The organism is Fictibacillus enclensis (genome assembly GCF_001457035.1).
Taxonomy (GTDB): domain Bacteria; phylum Bacillota; class Bacilli; order Bacillales; family Fictibacillaceae; genus Fictibacillus_C; species Fictibacillus_C enclensis.
Genome location: NZ_KQ758617.1, coordinates 2,013,719 through 2,035,793, shown reverse-complemented (window position 1 = coordinate 2,035,793; position 22,075 = coordinate 2,013,719). Strand labels below are relative to the sequence as shown.

General features: G+C 38.0%; 19 protein-coding genes and 1 pseudogene. 14 read left to right on the top strand and 6 right to left on the bottom strand.

Annotation, left to right across the window (positions count from 1 at the left end; all coding sequences use genetic code 11):
* Nucleotides 1–876: aldo/keto reductase (locus AS030_RS10485; RefSeq protein ID WP_061971357.1), on the top strand; the 876-nt coding region annotated here is incomplete at its 5' end.
* A 174-nt stretch (nucleotides 877–1,050) separates the two neighbouring features.
* On the top strand, nucleotides 1,051–1,254 hold the full coding sequence (locus AS030_RS10480) for a hypothetical protein (RefSeq protein WP_061971355.1): 204 nt from the start codon (nucleotides 1,051–1,053) through the stop codon (nucleotides 1,252–1,254).
* A gap of 586 nt (nucleotides 1,255–1,840) precedes the next feature.
* Here AS030_RS10480 and AS030_RS10475 read toward each other — a convergent pair.
* Entirely contained in the window at nucleotides 1,841–3,322 is a 1,482-nt protein-coding gene (locus tag AS030_RS10475; protein ID WP_240482253.1) for a S8 family peptidase, read from the bottom strand.
* A gap of 289 nt (nucleotides 3,323–3,611) precedes the next feature.
* Here AS030_RS10475 and AS030_RS10470 point away from each other — a divergent pair.
* Nucleotides 3,612–3,770: pseudogene (locus AS030_RS10470) on the top strand (sigma factor); the annotation flags it as partial.
* Nucleotides 3,771–4,032: 262 nt separating this feature from the next.
* Here the strand turns inward: AS030_RS10470 and AS030_RS10465 are convergent.
* On the bottom strand, nucleotides 4,033–4,512 hold the full coding sequence (locus AS030_RS10465; protein WP_061971349.1) for a YndM family protein: 480 nt from the start codon (nucleotides 4,510–4,512) through the stop codon (nucleotides 4,033–4,035).
* 521 nt (nucleotides 4,513–5,033) lie between these two features.
* On the opposite strand from AS030_RS10465, the gene AS030_RS10460 reads away from it, so the two are divergent.
* From AS030_RS10460 to AS030_RS24910, 4 genes are all read left to right on the top strand, one after another.
* Nucleotides 5,034–5,525 carry a GNAT family N-acetyltransferase gene (locus AS030_RS10460; protein ID WP_061971346.1) on the top strand — a complete coding sequence of 164 codons (492 nt, stop codon included), beginning with the start codon at nucleotides 5,034–5,036 and terminating at the stop codon, nucleotides 5,523–5,525.
* 307 nt (nucleotides 5,526–5,832) lie between these two features.
* Entirely contained in the window at nucleotides 5,833–6,045 is a 213-nt protein-coding gene (locus AS030_RS10455; RefSeq protein WP_061971344.1) for a hypothetical protein, read from the top strand.
* Nucleotides 6,046–6,277: 232 nt separating this feature from the next.
* Nucleotides 6,278–6,430 carry a hypothetical protein gene (locus AS030_RS24275; RefSeq protein WP_240482251.1) on the top strand — a complete coding sequence of 51 codons (153 nt, stop codon included), beginning with the start codon at nucleotides 6,278–6,280 and terminating at the stop codon, nucleotides 6,428–6,430.
* A 310-nt stretch (nucleotides 6,431–6,740) separates the two neighbouring features.
* The gene (locus AS030_RS24910) at nucleotides 6,741–7,040 is read left to right on the top strand and encodes an Ada metal-binding domain-containing protein (RefSeq protein WP_061971341.1); all 300 of its coding nucleotides are present in this window, start codon (nucleotides 6,741–6,743) and stop codon (nucleotides 7,038–7,040) included.
* A 315-nt stretch (nucleotides 7,041–7,355) separates the two neighbouring features.
* Here the strand turns inward: AS030_RS24910 and AS030_RS10445 are convergent, their stop codons facing one another.
* Complete coding sequence (locus AS030_RS10445) at nucleotides 7,356–8,975, bottom strand: metallophosphoesterase family protein (RefSeq protein WP_162264546.1); 1,620 nt, start codon at nucleotides 8,973–8,975, stop codon at nucleotides 7,356–7,358.
* Nucleotides 8,976–9,436: 461 nt separating this feature from the next.
* On the opposite strand from AS030_RS10445, the gene AS030_RS10440 reads away from it, so the two are divergent.
* Together AS030_RS10440 and AS030_RS10435 are read left to right on the top strand one after the other, a co-directional pair.
* The gene (locus AS030_RS10440; protein ID WP_420889641.1) at nucleotides 9,437–10,954 is read left to right on the top strand and encodes an FTR1 family iron permease; all 1,518 of its coding nucleotides are present in this window, start codon (nucleotides 9,437–9,439) and stop codon (nucleotides 10,952–10,954) included.
* Nucleotides 10,944–11,336, top strand: a complete 393-nt coding sequence (locus AS030_RS10435) for a hypothetical protein (protein ID WP_061971333.1) — start codon at nucleotides 10,944–10,946, stop codon at nucleotides 11,334–11,336. Before AS030_RS10440 ends, AS030_RS10435 begins: the two co-directional genes overlap by 11 nt.
* A gap of 597 nt (nucleotides 11,337–11,933) precedes the next feature.
* On the opposite strand, the gene AS030_RS10430 is transcribed toward AS030_RS10435, so the two are convergent.
* Nucleotides 11,934–12,578, bottom strand: coding sequence for a GntR family transcriptional regulator (locus AS030_RS10430; protein WP_141687049.1), 645 nt, complete (start codon nucleotides 12,576–12,578; stop codon nucleotides 11,934–11,936).
* A 313-nt stretch (nucleotides 12,579–12,891) separates the two neighbouring features.
* Here AS030_RS10430 and AS030_RS10425 point away from each other — a divergent pair, with 313 nt between their 5' ends.
* The 5 genes from AS030_RS10425 (at nucleotide 12,892) to AS030_RS10405 (ending at nucleotide 17,128) form a co-directional block, all read left to right on the top strand.
* The gene (locus AS030_RS10425) at nucleotides 12,892–13,719 is read left to right on the top strand and encodes an SDR family NAD(P)-dependent oxidoreductase (protein ID WP_061971328.1); all 828 of its coding nucleotides are present in this window, start codon (nucleotides 12,892–12,894) and stop codon (nucleotides 13,717–13,719) included.
* On the top strand, nucleotides 13,703–14,182 hold the full coding sequence (locus AS030_RS10420) for a 2,4'-dihydroxyacetophenone dioxygenase family protein (protein WP_061971325.1): 480 nt from the start codon (nucleotides 13,703–13,705) through the stop codon (nucleotides 14,180–14,182). Before AS030_RS10425 ends, AS030_RS10420 begins: the two co-directional genes overlap by 17 nt.
* A 92-nt stretch (nucleotides 14,183–14,274) precedes the next feature.
* Nucleotides 14,275–15,609, top strand: a complete 1,335-nt coding sequence (locus AS030_RS10415; protein WP_061971322.1) for an MFS transporter — start codon at nucleotides 14,275–14,277, stop codon at nucleotides 15,607–15,609.
* Between the two features lie 62 nt (nucleotides 15,610–15,671).
* A complete protein-coding gene (locus AS030_RS10410) occupies nucleotides 15,672–16,778 on the top strand; it encodes an amidohydrolase family protein (RefSeq protein WP_061971319.1) in 1,107 nt (368 codons plus the stop codon).
* Entirely contained in the window at nucleotides 16,775–17,128 is a 354-nt protein-coding gene (locus tag AS030_RS10405; RefSeq protein WP_061971317.1) for a Rieske (2Fe-2S) protein, read from the top strand. The genes AS030_RS10410 and AS030_RS10405 overlap by 4 nt, the downstream gene beginning before the upstream one ends.
* Nucleotides 17,129–17,561: 433 nt before the next feature.
* Here the strand turns inward: AS030_RS10405 and AS030_RS10400 are convergent, their stop codons facing one another.
* Together AS030_RS10400 and AS030_RS10395 are read right to left on the bottom strand one after the other, a co-directional pair.
* Nucleotides 17,562–18,584 (bottom strand): carbon-nitrogen hydrolase family protein, encoded by a 1,023-nt coding sequence (locus AS030_RS10400; protein WP_061971314.1) that lies wholly within the window; start codon nucleotides 18,582–18,584, stop codon nucleotides 17,562–17,564.
* Between the two features lie 617 nt (nucleotides 18,585–19,201).
* A complete protein-coding gene (locus tag AS030_RS10395; protein ID WP_240482250.1) occupies nucleotides 19,202–19,858 on the bottom strand; it encodes a carboxymuconolactone decarboxylase family protein in 657 nt (218 codons plus the stop codon).
* Nucleotides 19,859–22,075: the final 2,217 nt, after the last annotated feature.

Genomic DNA, 22,075 nt, shown 5'->3' with positions numbered 1-22,075 from the left:
GCACTTGAGGAAGGCATTACACTCTTTGATACAGGGGATTTCTATGGCGATGGACACAATGAATTACTTCTACGTGAAGCATTCCAAGGAATCCAACGGGAAAATGTGTTTATTTCAGTAAAATTCGATGGCAAGCTACACTCTCAGGGCAAGAGTCATCCAAAGAGTGATAACCACCCTAATACAGTAAAGAATTTCCTTGAGGATACCCTACTGCGCCTAGGTGTTGAATACATCGATCTTTATCAACCTGGCACAGCCTGCATCGATCCAAGCGTTCCAATTGAAGAAACGGTTGGTGCAATTGCCGATATGGTAAAGAAGGGATATGTGCGTTACATTGGTCTTTCTGAAGTAGGAGTGGATACAATTCGTCGCGCGCACACTGTACATCCTATTAGTTGGCTGCAAATGGAATACTCACTATTTAATAGGAGCATCGAATTAAATATCTTGCCAACTCTACGGGAATTAGGCATTTCGCTTTCGGCTTATGGTGTTCTCTCAAGAGGTTTATTGAGCGGTACATGGTCAAAAGATCGGGTTCTAGGTTTGAATGACAAACGCAGTAATGGTCCACGGTTTACCAACGAAAATATTGAAAAAAATTTAGCCCTTGTAGAGGCATTGCGTGGAATTGCTGAAGAAAAGCAGGCAACCATTGCGCAGATTGCTGTCGCGTGGGTTTTATCCAAGGGTGAGGATGTTATCCCATTGATCGGCGCAAGAAAGCAGTCACAACTTCATGTTTCACTCGGCGCAGTTGACCTGAATTTAAATTCAGACGACCTTTTACGAATTGAAGGAGCCGTACCTTCAGAACTTGTCGCCGGCGAATATTACCCGGTACCACGGAAAAAATGGTTCTTCAACTAACGGGTGCGTTAGCTGAAGATCGGAGCTGTCTTAAAGGCGGCTTTTTCTTATGGAACTATAGGGGCAGGTTAGTTGAAGTATGAGCTTAGAAAACTAGAGATAAAAAGTTTATTTAGAACATAGAAACATATAAAAGGGAATATTGGAACCGGGTAAAAACAAAGGAGGGGTGTAATGAATGGTGACCCCATAGAATTTATATTAACTTGGGTGGCATACATTACCCTTGCATTTCTTGTTTGTAGAGTGCTGTGGGAACTATTCGCTTTTATTTGGATAGTCATCTTGCAAAAAAAAGATTATGACCGCTTTCTTTTCTGGATAAAGCCAAAGTTAAAAAGAAAACTCAATAAAAAGAAAAAAAGAAAAAAGCTCTAAGGATGAGTACAAACTTATATTGTATATACCAGAAACATATCCCTTTAAATTAAGAATTTTCTTGATAACTTAACTGGAAGAGTAAATCCTTATTCAGGTAACCGGTGCGGTAGCTGAAGATCGGAGCTGTCTTAAGTGAATAAGCAAGGTGCAGGGGAAAAAATGATGGCAGAAGTTTTGTTGTTACACCATGTTTTAGGCTCGCTAATTTTCATCTTTGATAAAAATAGGCTCCTCAGTAAGATATATATCCCAAACACCTTCTAGAAGGAAGCCCTACTATGAAGTTTAAACGAGGAATAGGGTCGATGGCGTTTCGACTGTTATCTAAGCAATATTTATCTATAAGTTCGTCTTATAGAAAAGAGGAATCGATCAGCTCATTAACTTTTCTTAACCTATTATCTTTAGGAACCACTACACATAGATCTCCATAAAAGGACTAAACGTCATGGATTGTTGTTTTTGGATCATCGCAACCTCCCACATGATTTTGATACGACCATTATACAGAAAAAAGGAATGATTTCTCACTAAGATGAGAAATCATTCCTTTTTTAAGTTTTTTAGACGGGCCTTTGTTATCTTACTTACCCGTTAAAGACGTATATGCATTTGCTTCACCGGCACCAAAGTATTGATCATGACCTGGTTTGCCATAATCTAATGAGGTCTTTTCAATAAGCGCCTCCACCTGAGCTGGTTTGTAGTCCGGATGTGCAGCTTTGATGACTCCAGCAATACCGGCAACCTTTGGTGAAGCCATGGAAGTTCCGTGGAGGTATGCGTATCCTGGATGCTCAGGATCAATTGTCGTAAAATATGGCTCTAAATAAGTTGGCCAAGTGGACAACGAACGGTAAGTAAAGTCACGATCGTTTAAATCTCCCGTTCCAGCATATTTAGGACCGTTGTCTCCGCCAGGTGCCGCTACAGTAATAAAGCTATTTCCATAGTTAGAATAAAATGCGAGTTGATTTTTCGACCATTCATTTGAGGAAGATACCGTAATAACGCCAGGGGATCCTCCTGGTACTTCAATGGTGACGCCTTTAAAAACAAGGTTAGTATCACCATAATTAGCATTCAAATAGTCGGTAAGTGATTTTTTGTCAGCATAGTTTAACGACTCATTACCGGCAGCGGCCACAATAGTTACATTATGATTCAATGCATATTTGACCGCCCGTTTCCAAAGGAGAACATCTGCAATGTCACTATATTTCGAGCCATTGAACTCATATTTTAAATTATCATAGCCGCCAAGGGACATATTCACAACGTCGACTTTATCTTTTGCACTTTGAATAACTGCTTCAACAATTGGTGCAGTTGGGGCGCTTCCAGAGCTGTCAAATATACGGTATGCCCTGATTCCCAGATCCGGGCCGACACCCTTTATTTTTCCGTTGGCCGCAATGGAACCGGCTACGTGTGTACCATGACCTTCACGATCAAGTACATCATTGGGGTTACCCGTTTCCGATGGATCATCCCCACTATAGCCACCTTTAGGAACGAAACTTTCCCCTCCAACATAGTTTGCTTTAAGATCGGGATGGTTTGCGTCAATACCTGTGTCAATCACTCCGACAATGGCCTTATGAGTGACCATTCCATTTGCTTCCGTACCGCCTGACTCAATTTTGTACGATTTTCCATCATTAGTTAAATGACTAATATCCCACTGTGAGGACCAGTATGTACCATTCTTATCAGGCTGAAGTGTTACAGGCTGGCCATCAGCCCCTGCCGGTTGTTCGTCATCAAGTTTATAGTGCATTTCCACATTTGCCGCAATAATACTAGAATTAGATTTTAAATTGCTGAGAAAATTAGGATTCGATGAGCGAACTTCTAATCCGCCGATTTCTGGAATGGCATTTATCACCACTCCTCCGGCATTCTTAATGTCTGTTTGATAGGTTTTAGGTAATGATGACTGATTGTAAGCGATGAGGTAGTTTTTAGATAGAGGGGCTGCAGAAGTTTGCGGATTAAAAGATGTTAGAGAGAGTGCTAATATACTACTGGTTACGATAGCCATTCCCATTTTTCTTTTCTTCAATAGAATAACCTCCTAAAAAATTTATCTAACACTTCCATTTTAATTTAACAACCAACCTCTGGAAATAATAACTTCTCGATAAAAAACGACACTATTAATGGAAACCTTCGACTTATTCTGCTGTATAAACTAGTAATATTCCTTCCATGCGTGCAGCCAAAAAGAAAGTGGAAATCCCAAGGAGAAACCGTTGTCGTAGCCCCAACTTTTTGGAGATGATTTTATGGCCAGTGCTCCCAATCAGAAGTGGGTTACCGATATTGCGTACATCCAATATGGACCATCCACTCTCAAGAAATTTGAGAATAAAGGGGAAGATACGGAAGACCTGATTTCCATCGGGACCATCGGACTGATCAAGGCGATCGAGAGCTATTCGAGAGGGAAAGGTACGAAGCTTGCGACGTATGCGGCCCGTTGTGTGGAAAATGAGAATCTAATGTCATTACTATAACTGTATTTATATCCTAAATACATAAGAATCCTAAAATTAGGCTCTAATTTTTATTAAGATAACTGGTGAATTCCTTTAAGATCTTAGCTGCCAAGAAATGGGTAAAAATTGATATGTATCGTAATAGGTTTCGGTGGGAATTACGAACCCGGCAGTCTTTAACGCATATCAAATTGCCGTCGAAAATCCATCAGCGGAATAATTGGTATAATATAAAAAAGCGTACATTCTTTGGAATGTACGCTTTTTTTGACTATTATTGTTTATCTTGGTTCTCCTGAGACTTGTCCTGTTGAGCACTTCTTACATCCCGTTTAACAGGAGTTAATTCAGAAGACGCTTCTGTTTGAAATTGTGGCCTTCCTGTTTGCATGGTTTGTTGCTGATTGGAAGCCTGTTTGCCAGGTTCTCTTCCTAATAAGCGATGGAAGAAGATTTCAAAAGCTGTGATTGCTATCGAGCCAATAAGTGAAGCGGATAACACGTCATCCTCAATGGTCATATTATCGATCATTAGGTAGAGAATTACAAACGCTAAGGCAAAATCAGCAATAGTTGCCACTGTGTTATTGGTAACCCGTAATAAAAATAAGTCACCCACTACATAACTAACAATAGCTAATACCGCTGAAATCCCTAGGATATCAGAAGCACCCAAATCGTAGCCCAACGCATCGATAATGCCCAGAACAACAGCAGCTGCAATAAACTTCATGACAATTCTTAAAATATGCATTTCTTACACCTCCTTTGTTTATTTTTCGATAAAATCTTTTTAGATATACACCCAGATAAAAAGAATTTCAGGAGGTTAAATTGGATGCTAACTTGAAGGTCATTTTTTATTGTTGTTGTACTAAGTACGTAAAGGGATAAGAAGATGGGTTAATTAATGCTGCAATGAATGTTGGTGTAGGTTTATCCATTATCGATATATTATAGCGGAGAAACAGGAAGCATAGGTTCTAGAATTTTGCTTGGATTTGGAGGATTAACGGAAAATGAAATCAATACAGGAATTAAGTTATTAAAAGAAGCCTGGAAGCTCTAAGGTAATGCCAATTGTACACTCAACAATTAATGAGTTTTTGAATGGTACTTACACTATCGGGTAGCTTATGTTAAAAATGGGATGGCTGCGGTGATCCCGTTTTTTTATTGTGCTAACGGGGCAGTTTAGTTTAATAAAGGAAAACTACAAATGAGGTTATAAAAGTATAAAATGGGCTTAAATAAAGGTTAAGGGGATGAAATTAGTTGTTTGAAACAGAAAGATGTTTTATTAATACCTTCAAAAAGACAGATTTTGTTGATGTGAAAAAAGTATTTGTAAATCCAGAAGTAAGAAAATTCCTCGGTGGCATCCGTCAGGAAGATTCAATAAAAGTATTATTAGACGAAATGCTTAATTCAAGTGATCATTCCTTTTATTGGGTTGTTAGAGAAAAACACACAGATATTTTTATTGGTTTAGTTTCTCTTGACCTCCATCAAGAAGGCATTTACCTTGAAATTTCATATCAATTATTACCGAATTGGTGGGGAAAAGGTTATGCAACAGAAGTAGTCCAATGCATAATTAATTATGCTTTAAACGAGCTAAGTCTTAAAAAAGTAGTAGCTGAAACTCAAACTGCAAATAAGACCTCTTGTAAGCTTTTAGAAAGATTAGGTATGGAATTAGAACGGACCATTATAAGATTTGGAGCTGAGCAAGCGATTTATTCTATCATAAAAAAAACTAAATAATCCTTCTTGAACAGGTGCGTTAGCTGAAGATCGAGCTGTCTTAAAGACAGCTTTTTCTTTATGCAACTATAGGGGCAGGATAGTTGAACTTTTTGAGACTGTTTCCATATCAGGTTACCAAAACATTGTTATTTATATTTGCCTTTATTTGTTTTAGTGTTTATGCATTTGCTCACAACTAACAGGGCTTAGTTCAATAACATGGGTTGCTGCGGCAGCCTTTTTCTTATGGCACTAACGGGGCAGTTTAGTTGAAAAGGGAGTTAGATAATTATGCTAATATAAACTTAAGTTAGGGGGAGATAATGTGGATGACAAATTAATGGAAATGCCCTTTCCAGAACTTATCTCAAAATTAGTGGTAGCCCCTTTATATATTTTAGTGGTAATAGTGGCTATTTTAAATGTAATACTAAATAGAAAAAATAAAGGATGTTTTAATTTTTTCTTGATAATGGGTTCTTGGGTATACATTTGTATATATTTATTAGCATTGTATTTCTTTTTCTTTAGAAAATAAATAGTTATACAACCGAATTAATTAATTGTCTTATCGAAGTGGATGTTGATTATGTACAAGTTTCATTAGCTGATGCTCTTTCTTCGATAAAAAAACATATCTTGAATTAATTGTTGAACATGTAAACGGCAGAGTTCCTGTAATGGCTGCTGGTTCTATGGCAACTCCGGATGACGTTGCATCTTCCTTAGATAAAGGTCTATCCCTAGCAGCAGTTGGTCATGGTTGAATCATGTATCCAGACTGGGTAGAAAAGATTCAGAATGGAAAAGAATCTGAAATTGAGACAGCAATTAACTCTTCAAAAGTAAGCGAGCTTGAGCTTCCAGAAAAACTTTGGAATGTAATTCGAGCTTCAGGTCCTTGGTTTAATAACGAAGAATAACATTCCTATAGTGAAGTTTGCTTACCGGTTTTTTTGAGGAAAGGATGTCATTTATATGTCAAATATTCAAGATAAGGTATCATTATTACGATTTTTTTAACAAAAAGGTTTTAAAATCCAAAGGAGTTTTAAAATGGAAAAAAGAAAAAGTACCAAATAATGGTAAGAAGATTAGGAGATAACATGAATCATTTTATTAACATTGGAAAAAAATAAGAGGTTTTTTTTGAATCTGAAATGAAGAATATGTGTATTGTAAAGACATCTCTTGGCTTGTTAGGTGGCGAGATAAGAAAAGGAGGTGTAGAAAATGAGCATTAGCGGTAATTTTAGGAAAGAGGAACCACACGACAAAAAACAATACACTCTCCTAGGAGAAGATGGACGCTTTTACCAGAGTATCAATCCCGGTACATTAGCTGGCAATGGTCGCAGCAAGATATATGGCCGATTCGATTGCCCCTCTGCACTTCGTGCGATTAGACAGGGCGGGTATGTAGAGCATCGTGTATTTTTTGCAGATGAAAGGACAGCAATTTTTGCGGGATACCGACCGTGTGGTACTTGTCTTAAGAAACAGTATACTCAATGGAAAGCTACCCGAAGATAGGGAGGACGAACAAAGAAAACTCATCCCGTGGGAAGCAAGCCAGTTAAAACACAGACAGGGTAGGATGTGGCGTCATCTTCGGGTCTAATTTGCATGGAGTTACTCGTAAAGAGAATTTTGAAACTAACCGATGAAAAATAAGTAAATTAAACTGAAAAACGGTTAGAAAAAGACGACTCTCGATTCGATAATTGAATGTGAGTCGTCTTTTTTATGTAGCCAGTTATTTTCTTCTTAAAAAACGCAAGTTTTTCAGTCGCCTCGATAATCTCGCATATCTTTTTAATCCGTTTTTGATTTTCTGTTTAACACTTTTTATGGCTGGATTTTTATTTCTTTTGTGGAGTTAGCTGGCACCGTCACTTTTAATTCCATCCATTGCTTTGTTCCATATAATTTATTTTCGGTGATTTCTCCGTCTGTTGCTTTATAGGTTCCTGGTTTCATATATAAAGGAACAGTGATAGTGACCTCTTTTTTCAGACGATTCGTCACGGTAGCAGTCTGTGCTCCCTGTGTACCGTCATTGGGTTGCGCTAAGTTTGCCTCGAAAGAAACCGTTCCTGCAGCTGAATTACCATTCTCATAAACTGGAATTGAGCGGTCAGTTCCTTCATAAATGTAGGAATTAAAGTTTTTACTATCAGGGTCTTTCTGGAATGTACGATAGCCTTCCCATGGTGTTGCAGACAATTCAATGGAGGCGGTAGTGGTATATAGAATTCCATTCTGTTGGGTTATATTATCAGTATGTGTATGGCCGTGAAGTGAAAAACTCACGCCATGCTGCTTCATAACATCAACTAATTCCTGAGCCCCTTCACCATGCCAAAGCTGATCATACTTTTGTCCAAGTTCCTCTGCTTTGAGCAATGTGCTGAGATTTTGCGGATTGTGTTGTGCGTCATACTCCTTCCAGTATTCCTGAACATCAGGGTCAGATGACGGCCATATTTCCCTGTCGCGTTTGACTGGATTATTGTGGGAAAACAAACCCTTTACCTGATTGGCATTAGCTGTCTGATCATTTTGCTCCAAATCTTTCTTGATCCAATTCATTTGTGCTTGTCGAATTTGACCGCCCCAAGTCGGAACAGAAAGGCTCCCATGTCCTTGCCTGTCAAATTTGTCCCAATCCATGGAATTAGCTCCAACCATATGGCAATAGGGACCGTAATTAAAGGAATAATATTCTGGACCGAAGTATTCTCCCCAATATTTTGCTCCGTCTGTCAAAGTCGCGTCCTGGGCGTAAAAATCATGGTTACCCGGGATAATATAGACGGGCACGTCAAACTTCTTTAACATGCGGTATGTCTCTTCATATTCATAGATATATTCTTTAGGATTCATTTGGCCGAACATTAAATCACCTGTCAAAACCACAAAATCAGGCTTTAATAAATTTACCTCTTTGATGGTTTTTTGCAAATAAAGCCAGCGTTTTGATTCATCAGGGTTCCACATTCCAGCTTCAGTTGCATTGGCAGGATCTTGTATATTCCTTGGAGATCCTACGTGGATATCCGTTAAATGAATAAAACGGAAATCTTTTTTAAAGTCATTAACGACCTTGACCGAGTTAGGTTCTTCATCTTTTACTTGAGCTCCGTCAGCCGTATATGACACATCCAGGTCGTAAAGCTTTTCTGTGACATCATTAGGAATAGAGACGGTAACGTTGTAAATGGAGCTGCTGTTCTTCCAATACGAAGAACCTTTTTCTGCCTTTGTTACAGGAAGTGAATATTCACCTTCCACCTTGGAATTCGAGTTTTCATTTAGCTTTACATTCCATCCGGAAGGGTCTTTTCCTTTCGTATCGACCTGGATGGTTAATGCAGAGCCCTTTTTCTTAATTGCAGGTGTTGCCATTAACGGATAAATAATATTTTTAACTTTTGGATCAGCTGCAATGTCAGGATTTTTTTCCATATAATGGGTGGTATTTCCGATCCCACCGTCTTGCTTGTCCATACTGGTTAGAGCATGTGCCTGGGTGACAGGAAACGCGACCGATGCAATGGTAATTATTCCTATGATAGTTTTCCAAATTTTCATTGGGTTGCTCCCTTCTTTGTTGTACAGCGTAAGACTAACAGTCCATTATAAAGAAAATGTTACGGATTTTTTAATTGTCTGTATAACTTAAGTAAATAAAAAAATCCCCCCAAACCGACGGAGGGCACTGAAAAAGTCCTCTTAACTTAAAAAAGGTATGATTTCTCAATTTGGTGAGGAATGGTGCATTGTTTGGACTTCTCATTGTCTTTTAGGATCTTTACAAAAGGGCAATTGACAATGATTCTCATAGGTATTATACTTTGTAATGGAACAAATGATAATGATTTTCATTACCTGCAAATAAATTGGTTAATTTTAGAGTTGGGGGAGAAATGATGAAACGTAAGGTTCAATCCATTCTTACAATACTTCTAATGGGAGTCTTGATATTACCTATACATAGCTTTGCTAAGGGGAATGCAGCTGATGACATGACCGAAGCGAACAAGCTCGTTACACAAGCTTTACAATCATCCCAAAAAGGTGATATGAATAGCACCTCTAGTAAATTTAAAACGTTTTCAAGTACTTGGTTGTCCATTGAGGATGGAATTAAGGAACAATCGACTACTGCTTATCATGATATTGAGGATGCGATGGGACAAGTTCAGTTTGCTCTTGCTCAAAAGCCTGTAAATAAAAAAAATGTAACCGCTGGCCTGGAACAATTAAAGCAAACGAACCAAAAGTTCATTGACGGGAAATATCCTAAAACGTCTAATGATGAAAAAAGCAGTTCAGGTAAAGAAGGAGACGTGGCAGGCCTTGTTTCCTTACTGGACCACTCCTTGAAAAATATCGATCAAAATGATGTTCAAGGGGCCAAAGCTGACATCGAGAAGTTTAGAAAGTCTTGGTTAAATGCAGAAGGTGCTGTACTTACCCAATCTTCAAAAGTTTATAGCAACGCTGAACGGGATATGGTTACTTCTTATGCCCAGTTATCATCAAACAATATAGACGGGGCTAAAAAAACCATTCAAGAGATGCGGGATTACCTGGCTCCCATAGCCATGAAAACAAGCTATAACATGATGGATGCGACAACGATTCTGCTTCGTGAAGGACTTGAGGCTTTGCTTGTAGTAGTAGCGCTGCTTGGTTTCTTGAAAAAAGCAGGACACGAAGACAAAAAACAATGGATCTGGATGGGAGTAGGTTCAGGAATTGGCGTCAGCATTATCCTGGGTGTCATTGTGAATCTCCTCTTTTCGGCAGGAGCATTTGGAAGCAACAATTTCTTGATTGCAGGCTGGACAGGTGTTTTTGCGGCTGCGATGTTGCTATACATGAGTTATTGGCTTCACAGTAAATCCAGTCTAGCGGAATGGCAGCGATACATTCGCACAAAAAGTACAAATGCACTGAATACTGGAAGTTTATTTTCACTAGCGGCCTTGTCTTTCCTTGCCGTTTTCCGTGAAGGAACAGAAACGGTATTGTTTTTCATAGGTATGGCGAATTCAATCAAGCTACCTTCCTTATTAACTGGTATAGGTATTGGGGTTTTGGTACTTGTGATCCTTTCTTATTTCATACTTAAGCTAGGGTTAAGAATTCCGATGCGGCCGTTCTTCTTAGTATCCAGTGTTCTCATGTTTTACCTTTGCTTCAAATTCACAGGGATGGGGATTCACGGACTTCAACTTGCTGGGTTATTTCCAGTGACACAAGTGAATTCTTTGACAACGATTGATTTTTTTGCGTTCTATCCCACAATTGAAAGCATGATTCCACAGGCATTTCTTATTTTGGTCGCCATCGTGGCAGCCATTATGAATAGAAAAAAGGATATCAAATTAAAAGTTGAACTCAAAAAACATCAGGGGGAACTTCGAAATGCAAACTAAAAAATACATCGTACCTATCGTACTAGCAGCTTCTCTTACATTATCAGCTTGTGGAACAAAAGATAACGGATCAGGTAAAGCGAAAGAATCAACAATCGCTGAAGGATCCAAAGAAATGAAACAAACACTGACGGATCTTAAATCTCAGTTAAAAGCGAACGACGCAGATAAAGTGAAAGAATCTGGAGAACAGTTAGAGAAATCCTGGGAAACATTCGAAGACGGTGTTAAAGAAAAAGACGCCGATCTTTATGAAAAAGTAGAAACACCGCTGCACACCATTGAAGCAGGTGCAAAATCCAAGCCTCTGGATGCAAAGACCTTAACTAACGCAGCTGACGAACTAAATAATGTTTTATCCAAAGTTGAAAAATTGAAATAAAAACAAAATGAATATGAACTGACCTAGCTAATTGGGACAGAAAAAAACACCTAGGCTGCCATGCTCCTGAATTCTACAGGAGTATGGCAGTTTAATTTTGTAAATGGTCGATTGTAATTATAATAATACATGTGTTAATTTTAGACGAATCACTTCTCTTTTAGCTTTTCTGAATAGACCTTCTTTTTTCTCACCATAAGAAAAACACCTCCACTTTGTCGAAAATTGTATTTACGACCATGGGGGTGTTTTTTCCTTTGTCTCATTTAATTAGGTTACTCTAGTATGGACCTGGCTTTGTAGTTAGGAAAATCAATCTAACCCACTACTTTCCTACGCAGGACGATCCAGATCATGTCCGAAGGGTTAAAAAACATCCGTTTTTTTCTCAGTCTGGACTTTAAGGCACGCCTGGTAGTTTTATACTTATTTTTTTCTTCTAATCATAGCTTTAAGAAAAAGAACAGTAAAGGAAAATGGTTCTTTGTCGATTTAGGTCTGTATGATGTATTTAGATATATCTTTTTAGAAACTTCAACGTAAAGGGGGCGATATGATGACTAACGACTTTAATCATCACATGGCTGTTAAAGATCATTATGAATAATCACCGAGAATAGATTGCTTAATCTCTTCTATGTGCTCTTCCATTAATATCTGCGCTTTATTTATTTTCGAATGAAGAAGCGCATGTAGTATTTTTTTATGCATTTCGTTTGCTTGTAATGGTCTGTCCAAATTTCTGGTCATAATAATTCCAAACCATTTAATTTGCATCTCTAAATTATCCATGATTGAAATTAATCTTTGATTGTTAGAATGCCGAATTATCGTCCGGTGAAGATTTCTATCCGCTTGAAAAAATGAAGTAGTTTCTCCACGTTTGATGTCAGACTCTACTTGATTTGCCTCTTCAAGCAATGAGGTTAAAGTATCTTTAGAGATGTTTAATGCAGCTAGCTCAACCGCCTGGCGCTCTAGTGCTTTTCTTAAGTCGTAGATATCAACAATATCTTTAACTTGAGGTGTACTAACATAGGATCCCGATCGAGGTTTAACTTCTACCAATCCATCTTGTTGAAGACGGTTTAATGCATCGCGCACAGGTGTTCTACTTACCTTTAGTTCATCGGTAATTTGATGATAATCAATCCTTGAACCGGGCTTAAGTTGAGAATAAAGAATTTTATCACGAAGATATATATAAACACGATCATGTAAGTTACTGTTATCAAACTCCATAGTAGGTATCCTTTCAACATTATAGATCATAAAATTATTGGTAATCTCTAATATATCAAGAAATGAGCAAATAAAAAATTATTATTTTGAAAATAACATAATTGACAGAATAGTCTAAAATGATATAATAACTAATATATTAGATATTAGATTATTGTAAAGGATGTGATTATTAGGGACTAAGAAGCAGTAAATGTAATCGTTTTTACAGTCTTCTAGTATGTGTTCATGTGGTCAATGAACGATAAGTTGAAAGATAACTTATTTGAAACCGCTTACATTAAATTTTTTATTTTGATTGTGAGGTAAAGAAATGAATGAGAGACCAGTGATTATGGTAACAGGAGGCTCTTCTGGTTTAGGAAAGGCCGTGACAGAGAGGTTTGCCCATAAGGGATTTCCTGTGGCAGTAGTAGATATTTCAGCGCAAAATGGGAAGTGTTTGGAGGCCTCTTTTTTAGAACAGGGAAAAACAGTTCGTTTTTATGAGGCAGATGTTACTGACCAAGAGACAGCTAAGAAGGTTGCATCAGATGTTGCAAAAGATTTTGGACGCATTGATTATTTGGTTAACGCGGCGGGAATTATCCGTCGAAGTCCATCCATCCATGTAAGTGAAGATGAAATAGGTGCTGTTATAGATACCAATTTAATTGGAACCGTTTTCATGTGTCAGGCTGTTCAGCCATTTATGATTGAAGCAGGTGGCGGAGCTATTGTGAACTTCGGTTCCATGCTAGCCCATTATGGAAGTAAAAACTTATTGTCTTATGCTGCTTCCAAAGGAGGTGTGGTACAAGTCACTAAATGCCTTGCCGTAGATTGGGCAGAATACAACATCAGAGTCAATGCAGTTAGCCCAGGCTATATAGAGACACCATTATCCTCCGGGGCAACTAAAGATAGTGTATTTCGTGAACGGATATTATCACGAACACCTCAACGACGATTTGGCACCCCTGATGAAGTGGCTTCAGTAATTGATTTCCTCTGTTCACAGGATGCAAGTTTTATTACAGGAGTTGATCTTCCGGTGGATGGTGGTTTGTTGGCTGGAGATCCAGTCTTGTTTCCGCCAATGAGTTCTTATGAAAAAGACAAAATAACTGTAGGAGGAAAGACCGATGGAACAAACACTTGATCAATTTACCGAATTAATTCAATTAAATGATAGGGCGATTGATTTAAACGAAATCCCCTGGATTCCCCAGACAGAACGTGCGTGGTTTAAACCAGTTCGCTTTGATATTGCCACAGGCCGATGGATTAACCTACTTAAAGTTAAACCAGGAGGTCAAGTCAACCGTCACCGTCATACGGGTGGACAAGTACTGGCATATACCATTCAGGGAGAATGGCGGTATCTGGAAAGAGAATGGGTAGCGAAGCCGGGTACATTTGTTTATGAACCACCGGGTGATATCCATACTTTGGTTGTAGATGGCGTAGAAGAAATGATTACTCTCTTTATACTCGAGGGGACCGTACAATACTTAGATGATGAAGATAAGATTACCTATCAGGATGATGTGTTTAGGAAGCTTAAACTGTATCAGGATTATTGTAAAGAAAACAATATTGAAATGAAAGAGTTGATATACTGATAAGCCTAAAGATCACTTATAGGGATTTGTATAGCGCTTAATATCTACCCCACACTTCAAACAGGGGTGTAGGGACTTAAGGGAGGATAGTGATGGAAGTTAATAGGAACGTACCTATACTATTTCCGACAAAAATCAGATTCAGAGTGGCAATTGCAATCTCCTTTGCATTTTTTGTCGCGTATTTTGACCGTACGAACGTGGCTGTGCTTATTGCAAATCAAGATTTCAATCAGACTTTTGGCATTGACGGAAATAAAGCTTCACAGGGATTATTATTGACCGCGTTTTTATTTCCGTATGGGCTTGCTAATTTTGCGACAGGGCCATTGGGCGATAAAATAGGTGGTCGCAAAGCTGTTTCAATATCTATCGTAATTTGGACGGTCTTAATGGTATTAATGGGTTCAACGAGTAATTATATCTTTTTAATTGTTCTTCGAATCCTTCTTGGTATTGGTGAATCTATTATGACACCTGCCTGCAATATGATTGTTGCCAAATGGTTTCCGGATAAAGAGCGAGCGCGAGCCAACTCTGCATGGTTGGCAGGGTTATATCTGGCTCCGGTCTTTTCTTATCCAGTGATAGCATGGATCATCTCTACGTTCGGATGGAGAATGAGTTTCTATGTCCTGGGGGCGATTGGTTTATTTATTGCTCTTCCCCTTATGTGGTTCTGGACTAGAGACACTCCTGAACAGGATCCCTACATCACTCAAAATGAGCTTCTGTATATCCGTTCTGGACAGATTGTGGCAAAGCAATTTATCCAGGAGGACGGGTTTTGGAAGCAAGCCGGTGTAGTCTTTAAAAACTACAGGTATTGGCTTTGTGTGTTTGCATATTGTGGGTACACTGTAGGATTCTGGGGCATTGGTACTTTTATGCCATCCTATCTTAAAGAACAGCGTCACCTAGGTTTTGAATTAGCCAGCTTAATAGCAGTCCTACCGTGGATAGCGGCGACCATCTTAACGATACTTGGTGGATTGATCGGTGACAGGAAAGTTCGGATTAGAGCCCTCCTTTGGTCAATCGGATATGTGCTGGCGGCAGCTCTCTCATATATGGGTATACTTACAAGCTACGTTGGTATGTCAGTCCTGTTAATTTCATTGGCTGTGGGATTATTGGCATTCACGTTAGGGCCTATGTATGCAGTTATTCAGGAAATGGTGCCGCATAATGTAGCGGGAATCTCTTTCGGAGTCTTTAATGGTTTAACTTACATCGTTGGAAGCTTTGGACCCGCATTGTTTGGAATGATTGTGGATAAAACCAACTCATTTAACATTGGTTTTTATTTGCTAGACATCTGGCTCATTTTAACGGCAATCGCAGTCATCCCATTGTGGAAAGGGCACCGAGGAGTAAAATTAGCGGGATCAAAATTAGATTCAGGTAGTTCAAAAACTGTCGGATAATATTTAAAATTAGTTTTATAGGATTGAAATACATCACAAATTTAAATAAAAGGGTGGTTTGTATGGATTTAGCCCCTACAAAATCGAAATCATCAAGTATTATCGATTGCGACTTTCATCAAACATTAAAAAGCTTTGAAGATTTAAAACCTTATCTTCCCAGGGTATGGTGGCCTAGATTATGTGCCCCGGAAGCAACATTACCCATCACTATCTTTAAACCTATTCCATTATCACGAAGGGATGCATCACCTGGTAAGGGTCTACCACCAGGCTCAGATCCACAATACGCTATAGAAGATGCACTAAATCGGTATAATATTTCAAAGGCTGTTCTAACAGGTAGTCTCCTCACCGTTTCAGCACATAATAATCCGGATTATGCTGCGGCAATTGCCTCAGCTTTCAATGACTATACACTTGATCATTGGATACCAACAGATGATCGATTTTTAGCTTCTATTCTAGTAGCGACGCAGGATCCTGTCTTGGCAGCGCGTGAGATTGATCGTCTTGGTTCCCATCCTAAAGTGGTTCAGGTACTTCTGCCTGTCGGATCTCGAGAACCTTTTGGACAACGAAGATTTTACCCGATTTATGAAGCGGCTGTACGTAATAATTTGGTTGTCGCTATTCATGGTGGCGGTGAAGGGGACGGCATTAATCCTCCAATTTCAGCAGTTGGCCAACCAACGACCAATTTTGAACGACACAATATTTTGGCGATCCACCACATGTCACAATTGAACAGTATCGTTTGTGAAGGTGTATTTGAAACATTTCCAACATTAAAAGTGATTTTTATAGAAGGAGGTTTAGCATGGGTCCCTCATTTGATGTGGAGAATGGATAAGAATTTTCGGGGTATGAGGAATGAAGTCCCATGGTTAAAGAAAAAACCGAGTGAATATATTATTGAACATTGTCGTTTCACTACACAACCGATTGAAGAGCCTGATAATCATGAACTTATACAAATGCTCAGCATGATGAGAGCTGAAAAAACCGTCTTGTTCGCTACAGATTACCCCCATTGGGACAATGATAGTCCGACATTTGTGCTCAATAAGCTACCAGGTGAATTACGTCGACGTATAGCTTATGAAAACGCAGCGGAACTGTACGAACTTAACCATAGTCATGTTGAAAAAGAGGGTGTCTCTAGATGAGGAAATACAATGCTGCTGAAGTTGGAGAGATAGAAGTTGGAGATTGCAAAATATTAAATATAGAAGGGCGAAGCATAGGTATTTACTACGATGGTGAGAATTATTTTGCTATTCGTAATGTATGTCCCCATGAACAAGCGGAGTTGTGTAAAGGTACATTTACAGGAACAACATTGGCGTCAAAACCACATGAATATATTTATGGAATGGATGGAGAAATCTTGGTGTGTCCTTGGCACGGATGGGAATTCAACGTTAAGACAGGTCAGTCACTTGTTGACCCCAATAAATATAAAGTAAAGGTTTACGATGTAGAGGTTGAAAATAACAGAATTGTTGTAAACCTATAAGATGGATAAGAGAGTCGGTTCTTCCTACGATATGGGGAAAATCGGCTTTATTAAATTTCGAGAACAGAAAGGACGGTAAAAGTCATTTCTTTATTTCCATATAAATACTTTTTGCCGACACGATTGGAATGCGGAAATGGACTATACAATAAAACCGGTGAAATGATTAAAGAATTAGGAGCTACCAGAGTATTGATCATCACGGATAAAGGAGTAAGAGCAGCTAATCTGCTTGAAGGAATTGAGAAATCACTCCTTGCTGTCAACGTTGAAGGTATTAAATGTTATTACCAGTGCATTATGATTGTTAGCATTTTATCCGTTGATTTTTAATGATAAATATCTATATTATAAAAAATAAGACCCCTCTCAAAATGAAATTATTGAGAGAGGGTTGTCGACGGATATCTAACTATTCCTAACCAATCTTCTTCTACTTATTTAATACAGTACTTTCTGATTTCTGCAAGGTATTGTACGAAATACTTAAATCTAAATTTTGTCCAGATTTTCTAACGGCTGGCTGATAGTTTTGATTAAAATCAAGACTTAGTATACCAGGAACAGAATAATGACCTGCCGGGTCTACTGCGTATTTGCAATAAACGATCATTTCAAGGTCAATATCTGCATATGCAAAACCCTCTTCATTTTTCGGAACAATATTACTGATTACCGTACTCTCAGGTGAGATGATTTGTGTACATCCACCACCTTGCTGGATCATTTGTCTTTGATAATCATTTTGACAGAGTTTATCAATCATTTCTTGTGTAATAATTTGTGTAGACATTAACGTAAAGCACCCCGCCGATACAGAGTAATATTTACTTGCTGTGACATTTGGTCCTTCTGTAAAAAGGGTTCCTATGTTGCAGCTAAAAGCTGGCCATGAGCCTACATGAACCTGTTCATTTAAAGAATTCATTGCAGCAATATTTAATGGAATCATATGTTCCCAGCATTGTAGCCCACCTAAATTTCCAATTTCTGTTTTGAAAACCTTCATCATGCTCCCATCACCTTCGCCCCATATATACCGTTCAGCGCTTGTTGGCTTCAGCTTGCGATGTTTCCCCATCAAATTTCCATTCGGATCGAACCAAAGTTGGGTGAGATAGAGAGATCCTCCGTCAAGTTCAGTTACGGAAACACAAACGTAAGTTTCAGTACTTTTAGCAGCTTCACTAATCTTTCTTACCGCTTTGCTTGGAATCTCAACTGCGTTTTTATATAATTCTGCATAAAATGGAGCACCATATGCGCTGGGATCACCTAACCAGATCCACCATGGGTAACCAGGAATAAAAGATTCAGGGAAAGCTACTAGATTCGCTCCATTATTTGCAGCTTCTTCTATCAATTTACATGTTTTCTCAACAGTAGCATCTAAATCAAGAAATACAGGGGCTGCTTGAACAGCTGCAGCACGGAATTTAGGATAAGTCTTTCCCATAATTAAAACCTCCTATTATAATTTTGTGTAACTTTATACGATTGGATGTATTCTAAAAGCAATAAAGTATAGATGAGAAAATGAAAATTTAAAAACCTGCATAAACTTATTTTTATGGTAGCGCTTCCGAATTTAAAGTTAATTTAAGTTTATTAGAACGGTACTCTATTAGTCAACATATATTATTCAAATTTTCCGAAAATAATCCTGATAGATAGATTTAGTTGTGAGTGTTAAACAAAATTCAGATGAGTTAGGGTTATCATGATCGACTTGAAACCACTATTTCAACCTGACGAAGGAAATAGATTCGTATAAAAAGTGAAAGAGTTATAGCCAGCTGAAACGTAGCGCAAAAGGGTGAAATACAAAAAGAGACATAAAAAAAGCAGACGCGCGTCTGCTTTCCTTTGCCTTTCCTTGTCTTTTTATTCCCTATTAAACGCGAAAGGAATAGGAACGTTTTTCTTCTAGTCCGTAATTTTGTTGGTGGATTCAGGGTCATAATAGGTTTCGGTATTTGTTATCAAAAAGTGGTCATACACTGGTAACTTTAAACTTAGAAGTGCCAGTTTGTTAAAGATTATAAATGCCTCTTTTTTATTGAGTGATTCTAATTATTCCCCGTAGCTTTCAATCATGTTGGCCATATGGGCATAAGCACCACCTGCCAACAGTGCAGCTGCAACTAAAATAGCTTCTGATAGCTCTTCTTTTGTTGATCCTGCTCGTTGGGCAGATTTTGTATGAACGTCAATGCAGTACGGGCATTCTGTGGTATGTGCTATCGAAACTGCTATTAATTCTTTTAACTTTGCATTTAATTTTCCTTCTTTGGTTGCTTCAGTGCTGAAACGGGAATACGCACTAAAACCATTAGGGATTAATTGTTTCAAATTGGCTAACTTTTTAAGATTGGATCGGCGATAGAGGGTATCATTTTCATCTTGATCAAGGGCATTTTGCATATGAGTGCTATGAGTAACTGCTCCTCCGGCTTCAAGTGCAGCTGTTACAAACACTGCTTCTACCAATTCTTCGAGGGATGCACCCGATGTTTTGGCATTACGGGTATGCACATCAATACAATAAGGACACTCAGTTGCGTGCGCCACAGCAACAGCAATAATTTCTTTATCCTTTTTTGTAAGAGCGCCTTCTTGCATTACGGTTCTACTAAAATTTTCGTAAGCTTGCTGTTGTGCAGGAGCTAATTCGCCCAGCTTAGCAAGATGACGTAAATTTTCCCTTTGATATAAGTTGTTTGCCATCATTCATATTCCTCTCTAAAAACTGCTTTTTTTAAATTCAAAGTCCATCCAATATTACTTTCTCAGATTCACCTTTGCCTGTTCCATTTTTTATACTATCCATTTTAAATAAGAGTATTCAAAGCTTGCCAGACCGTATTTTACTAGGAATTAAAAATCAGTAGGTATTTTCTTGGACACAGAGCATGCCTGCTTTTTCCTGTCTGGTATGCAGCTGATACCGGTTTACAAAACTTTGCGAACAACAAAGAAATACATAAGAATCCTAAAATTAGACTCTAATTTTTATTAAGATAACTGGTGAATTCCTTTAAGATCTTAGCTGCCATCTCAGGCAGCATTTCTTATTGAGCTAAAGGGGCAGGTTGCTTTAAGTCCTTTTTTTCACAATGTTATTAAATACTGGAAGGAAAATGATTTGTTTTAATACCAATAAAGACTTTCCGTTCCTTGTTTTGATAGCTTTTTGACCTGTTTTTGACTGTTAAACATACCATGCTATCTTTAAAATAAAAAATCACTTGCGTTGTAGTTATAACTACAAGGTATATACTTCAATTCAGTTTTGGATTATTTTAGTAACTTAAAAAGCATGCAGCAAATGTAGCTTCTTATTCCCCAGAAGGTTATGAAGCATAGCGAACATAAAAGGAATTCACTCCATTTTATAGAAGTGAAGACGTTTTTTCACTTCCCATTTATTAAGAGGTCGAGAAATCATTAGGTTAGAAAATTTATCCACTTATGATAGTAGCTGATTCTATATTATGTTGGCTTAAAAGTAATGGTATGACAATCATTAAAGGTCTCAGGTGTCCATCCAATTGGAGAGTACTTCGAAAAAAATTGTTAAAAATCCATATTTGCCCCTTACGTTCTTGTCTCTTACTGCATCCTATAAGAGTATCAACCATAAATACGCTAAGGAGGAAACCTATTGTCTCGCACCTCAAAGGATTTAGTTCTTATTGTGTTCGACAGAAGTCCAAGGTCCAGACGATTTAGAATCGTTAATTTTTCAATCATCGGCAGTGCCGGCAAATGTAGGGAGTTTTTAAAAATAGGTAACGACGTAGTACATGCTGAAAGTTGTCTTTTAAGAAATGGGTTTCGCATCGATTTTGAAAGTTCAAATGTTTTGCTTTTTGTTCGTAGATAACAGTTTTTCTATAAATATGAGATTCTTAAATCCCTTGGATGTTTCTTCATCCGACAACCTGGCATGTCATACTACACTAACTAGGCAGCATTTTAGGGACTGGACACTTGATTCTAAGCTAGACAGACCTATTGTTGAATGGGGGACAAACCCGTAATCATTGGAAGCTAATTAGCGATTTTACAAATAATAAATTAAAGTTTGTACAGGGAAATATTAACTTTGCTTTAGAATGTAAACTTTTTCCTAACGGGTGCGTTAGTTGAATATCGTTTGGCCGCATTTTTATGATGCTGTTTTACTCAGGGGCAGGTTACTAAAGCAGGTTAATTGATATTAACAAATGAAAAATGCAGCAGGGCTTGCCCGGCTACATCTCATACATCCTATTTAACAAATAACAGCTTCCATCTTCGGCAAACCATAAAAATTTACCAGATTTAATATTAAACTCAACGGTTTTTTTATTATAAATTAACTTTGTTACTTTTTTAAATTGCATTAGTAATTCCATCGGGGGATCTGTGATAATGTCCTGAGTGTAGTTTGTAATGACAAATCCTTTTGGATCTAATCTTCGATCAGGTTTTACTTCTGTCATCCAATTGCCGTTAAGCAAAATCGATTTAGCTATTATCTTCTTTTTCCGATTCTGAACAGACCAGATCTTTCGGCAATTACACCGATGTATTTTACACTTCATCCCATAACCTCTTTTCTTTTAAAATAAGGTCATGGTTCATTATATTTAAACTTTTAGCAAATCATTATGATAAGATGATTGCCTTTGATTAGTTTTTTTAGTTAACAGTAAGAATGGTAAAAATATTCCGCCTTTTCTACTTGGGGTTACCTTGTAATTAAAAATTTAACTAAAATTTTTTTATAAAACGGGTTAGTTCTTGTTCAACGAAAGGGAACGTGAGCACAAAAAGATCGCTACGGCGAACATTTCTCTTCTTCAAGAGACTGTCAGGTTAATGAAGAAATATTATCAAGTGTATCCTTGATAAAATCAAGTAAGTATTCCTCAGTTTCCAAAAAGGTTAAAGGGGATTGTT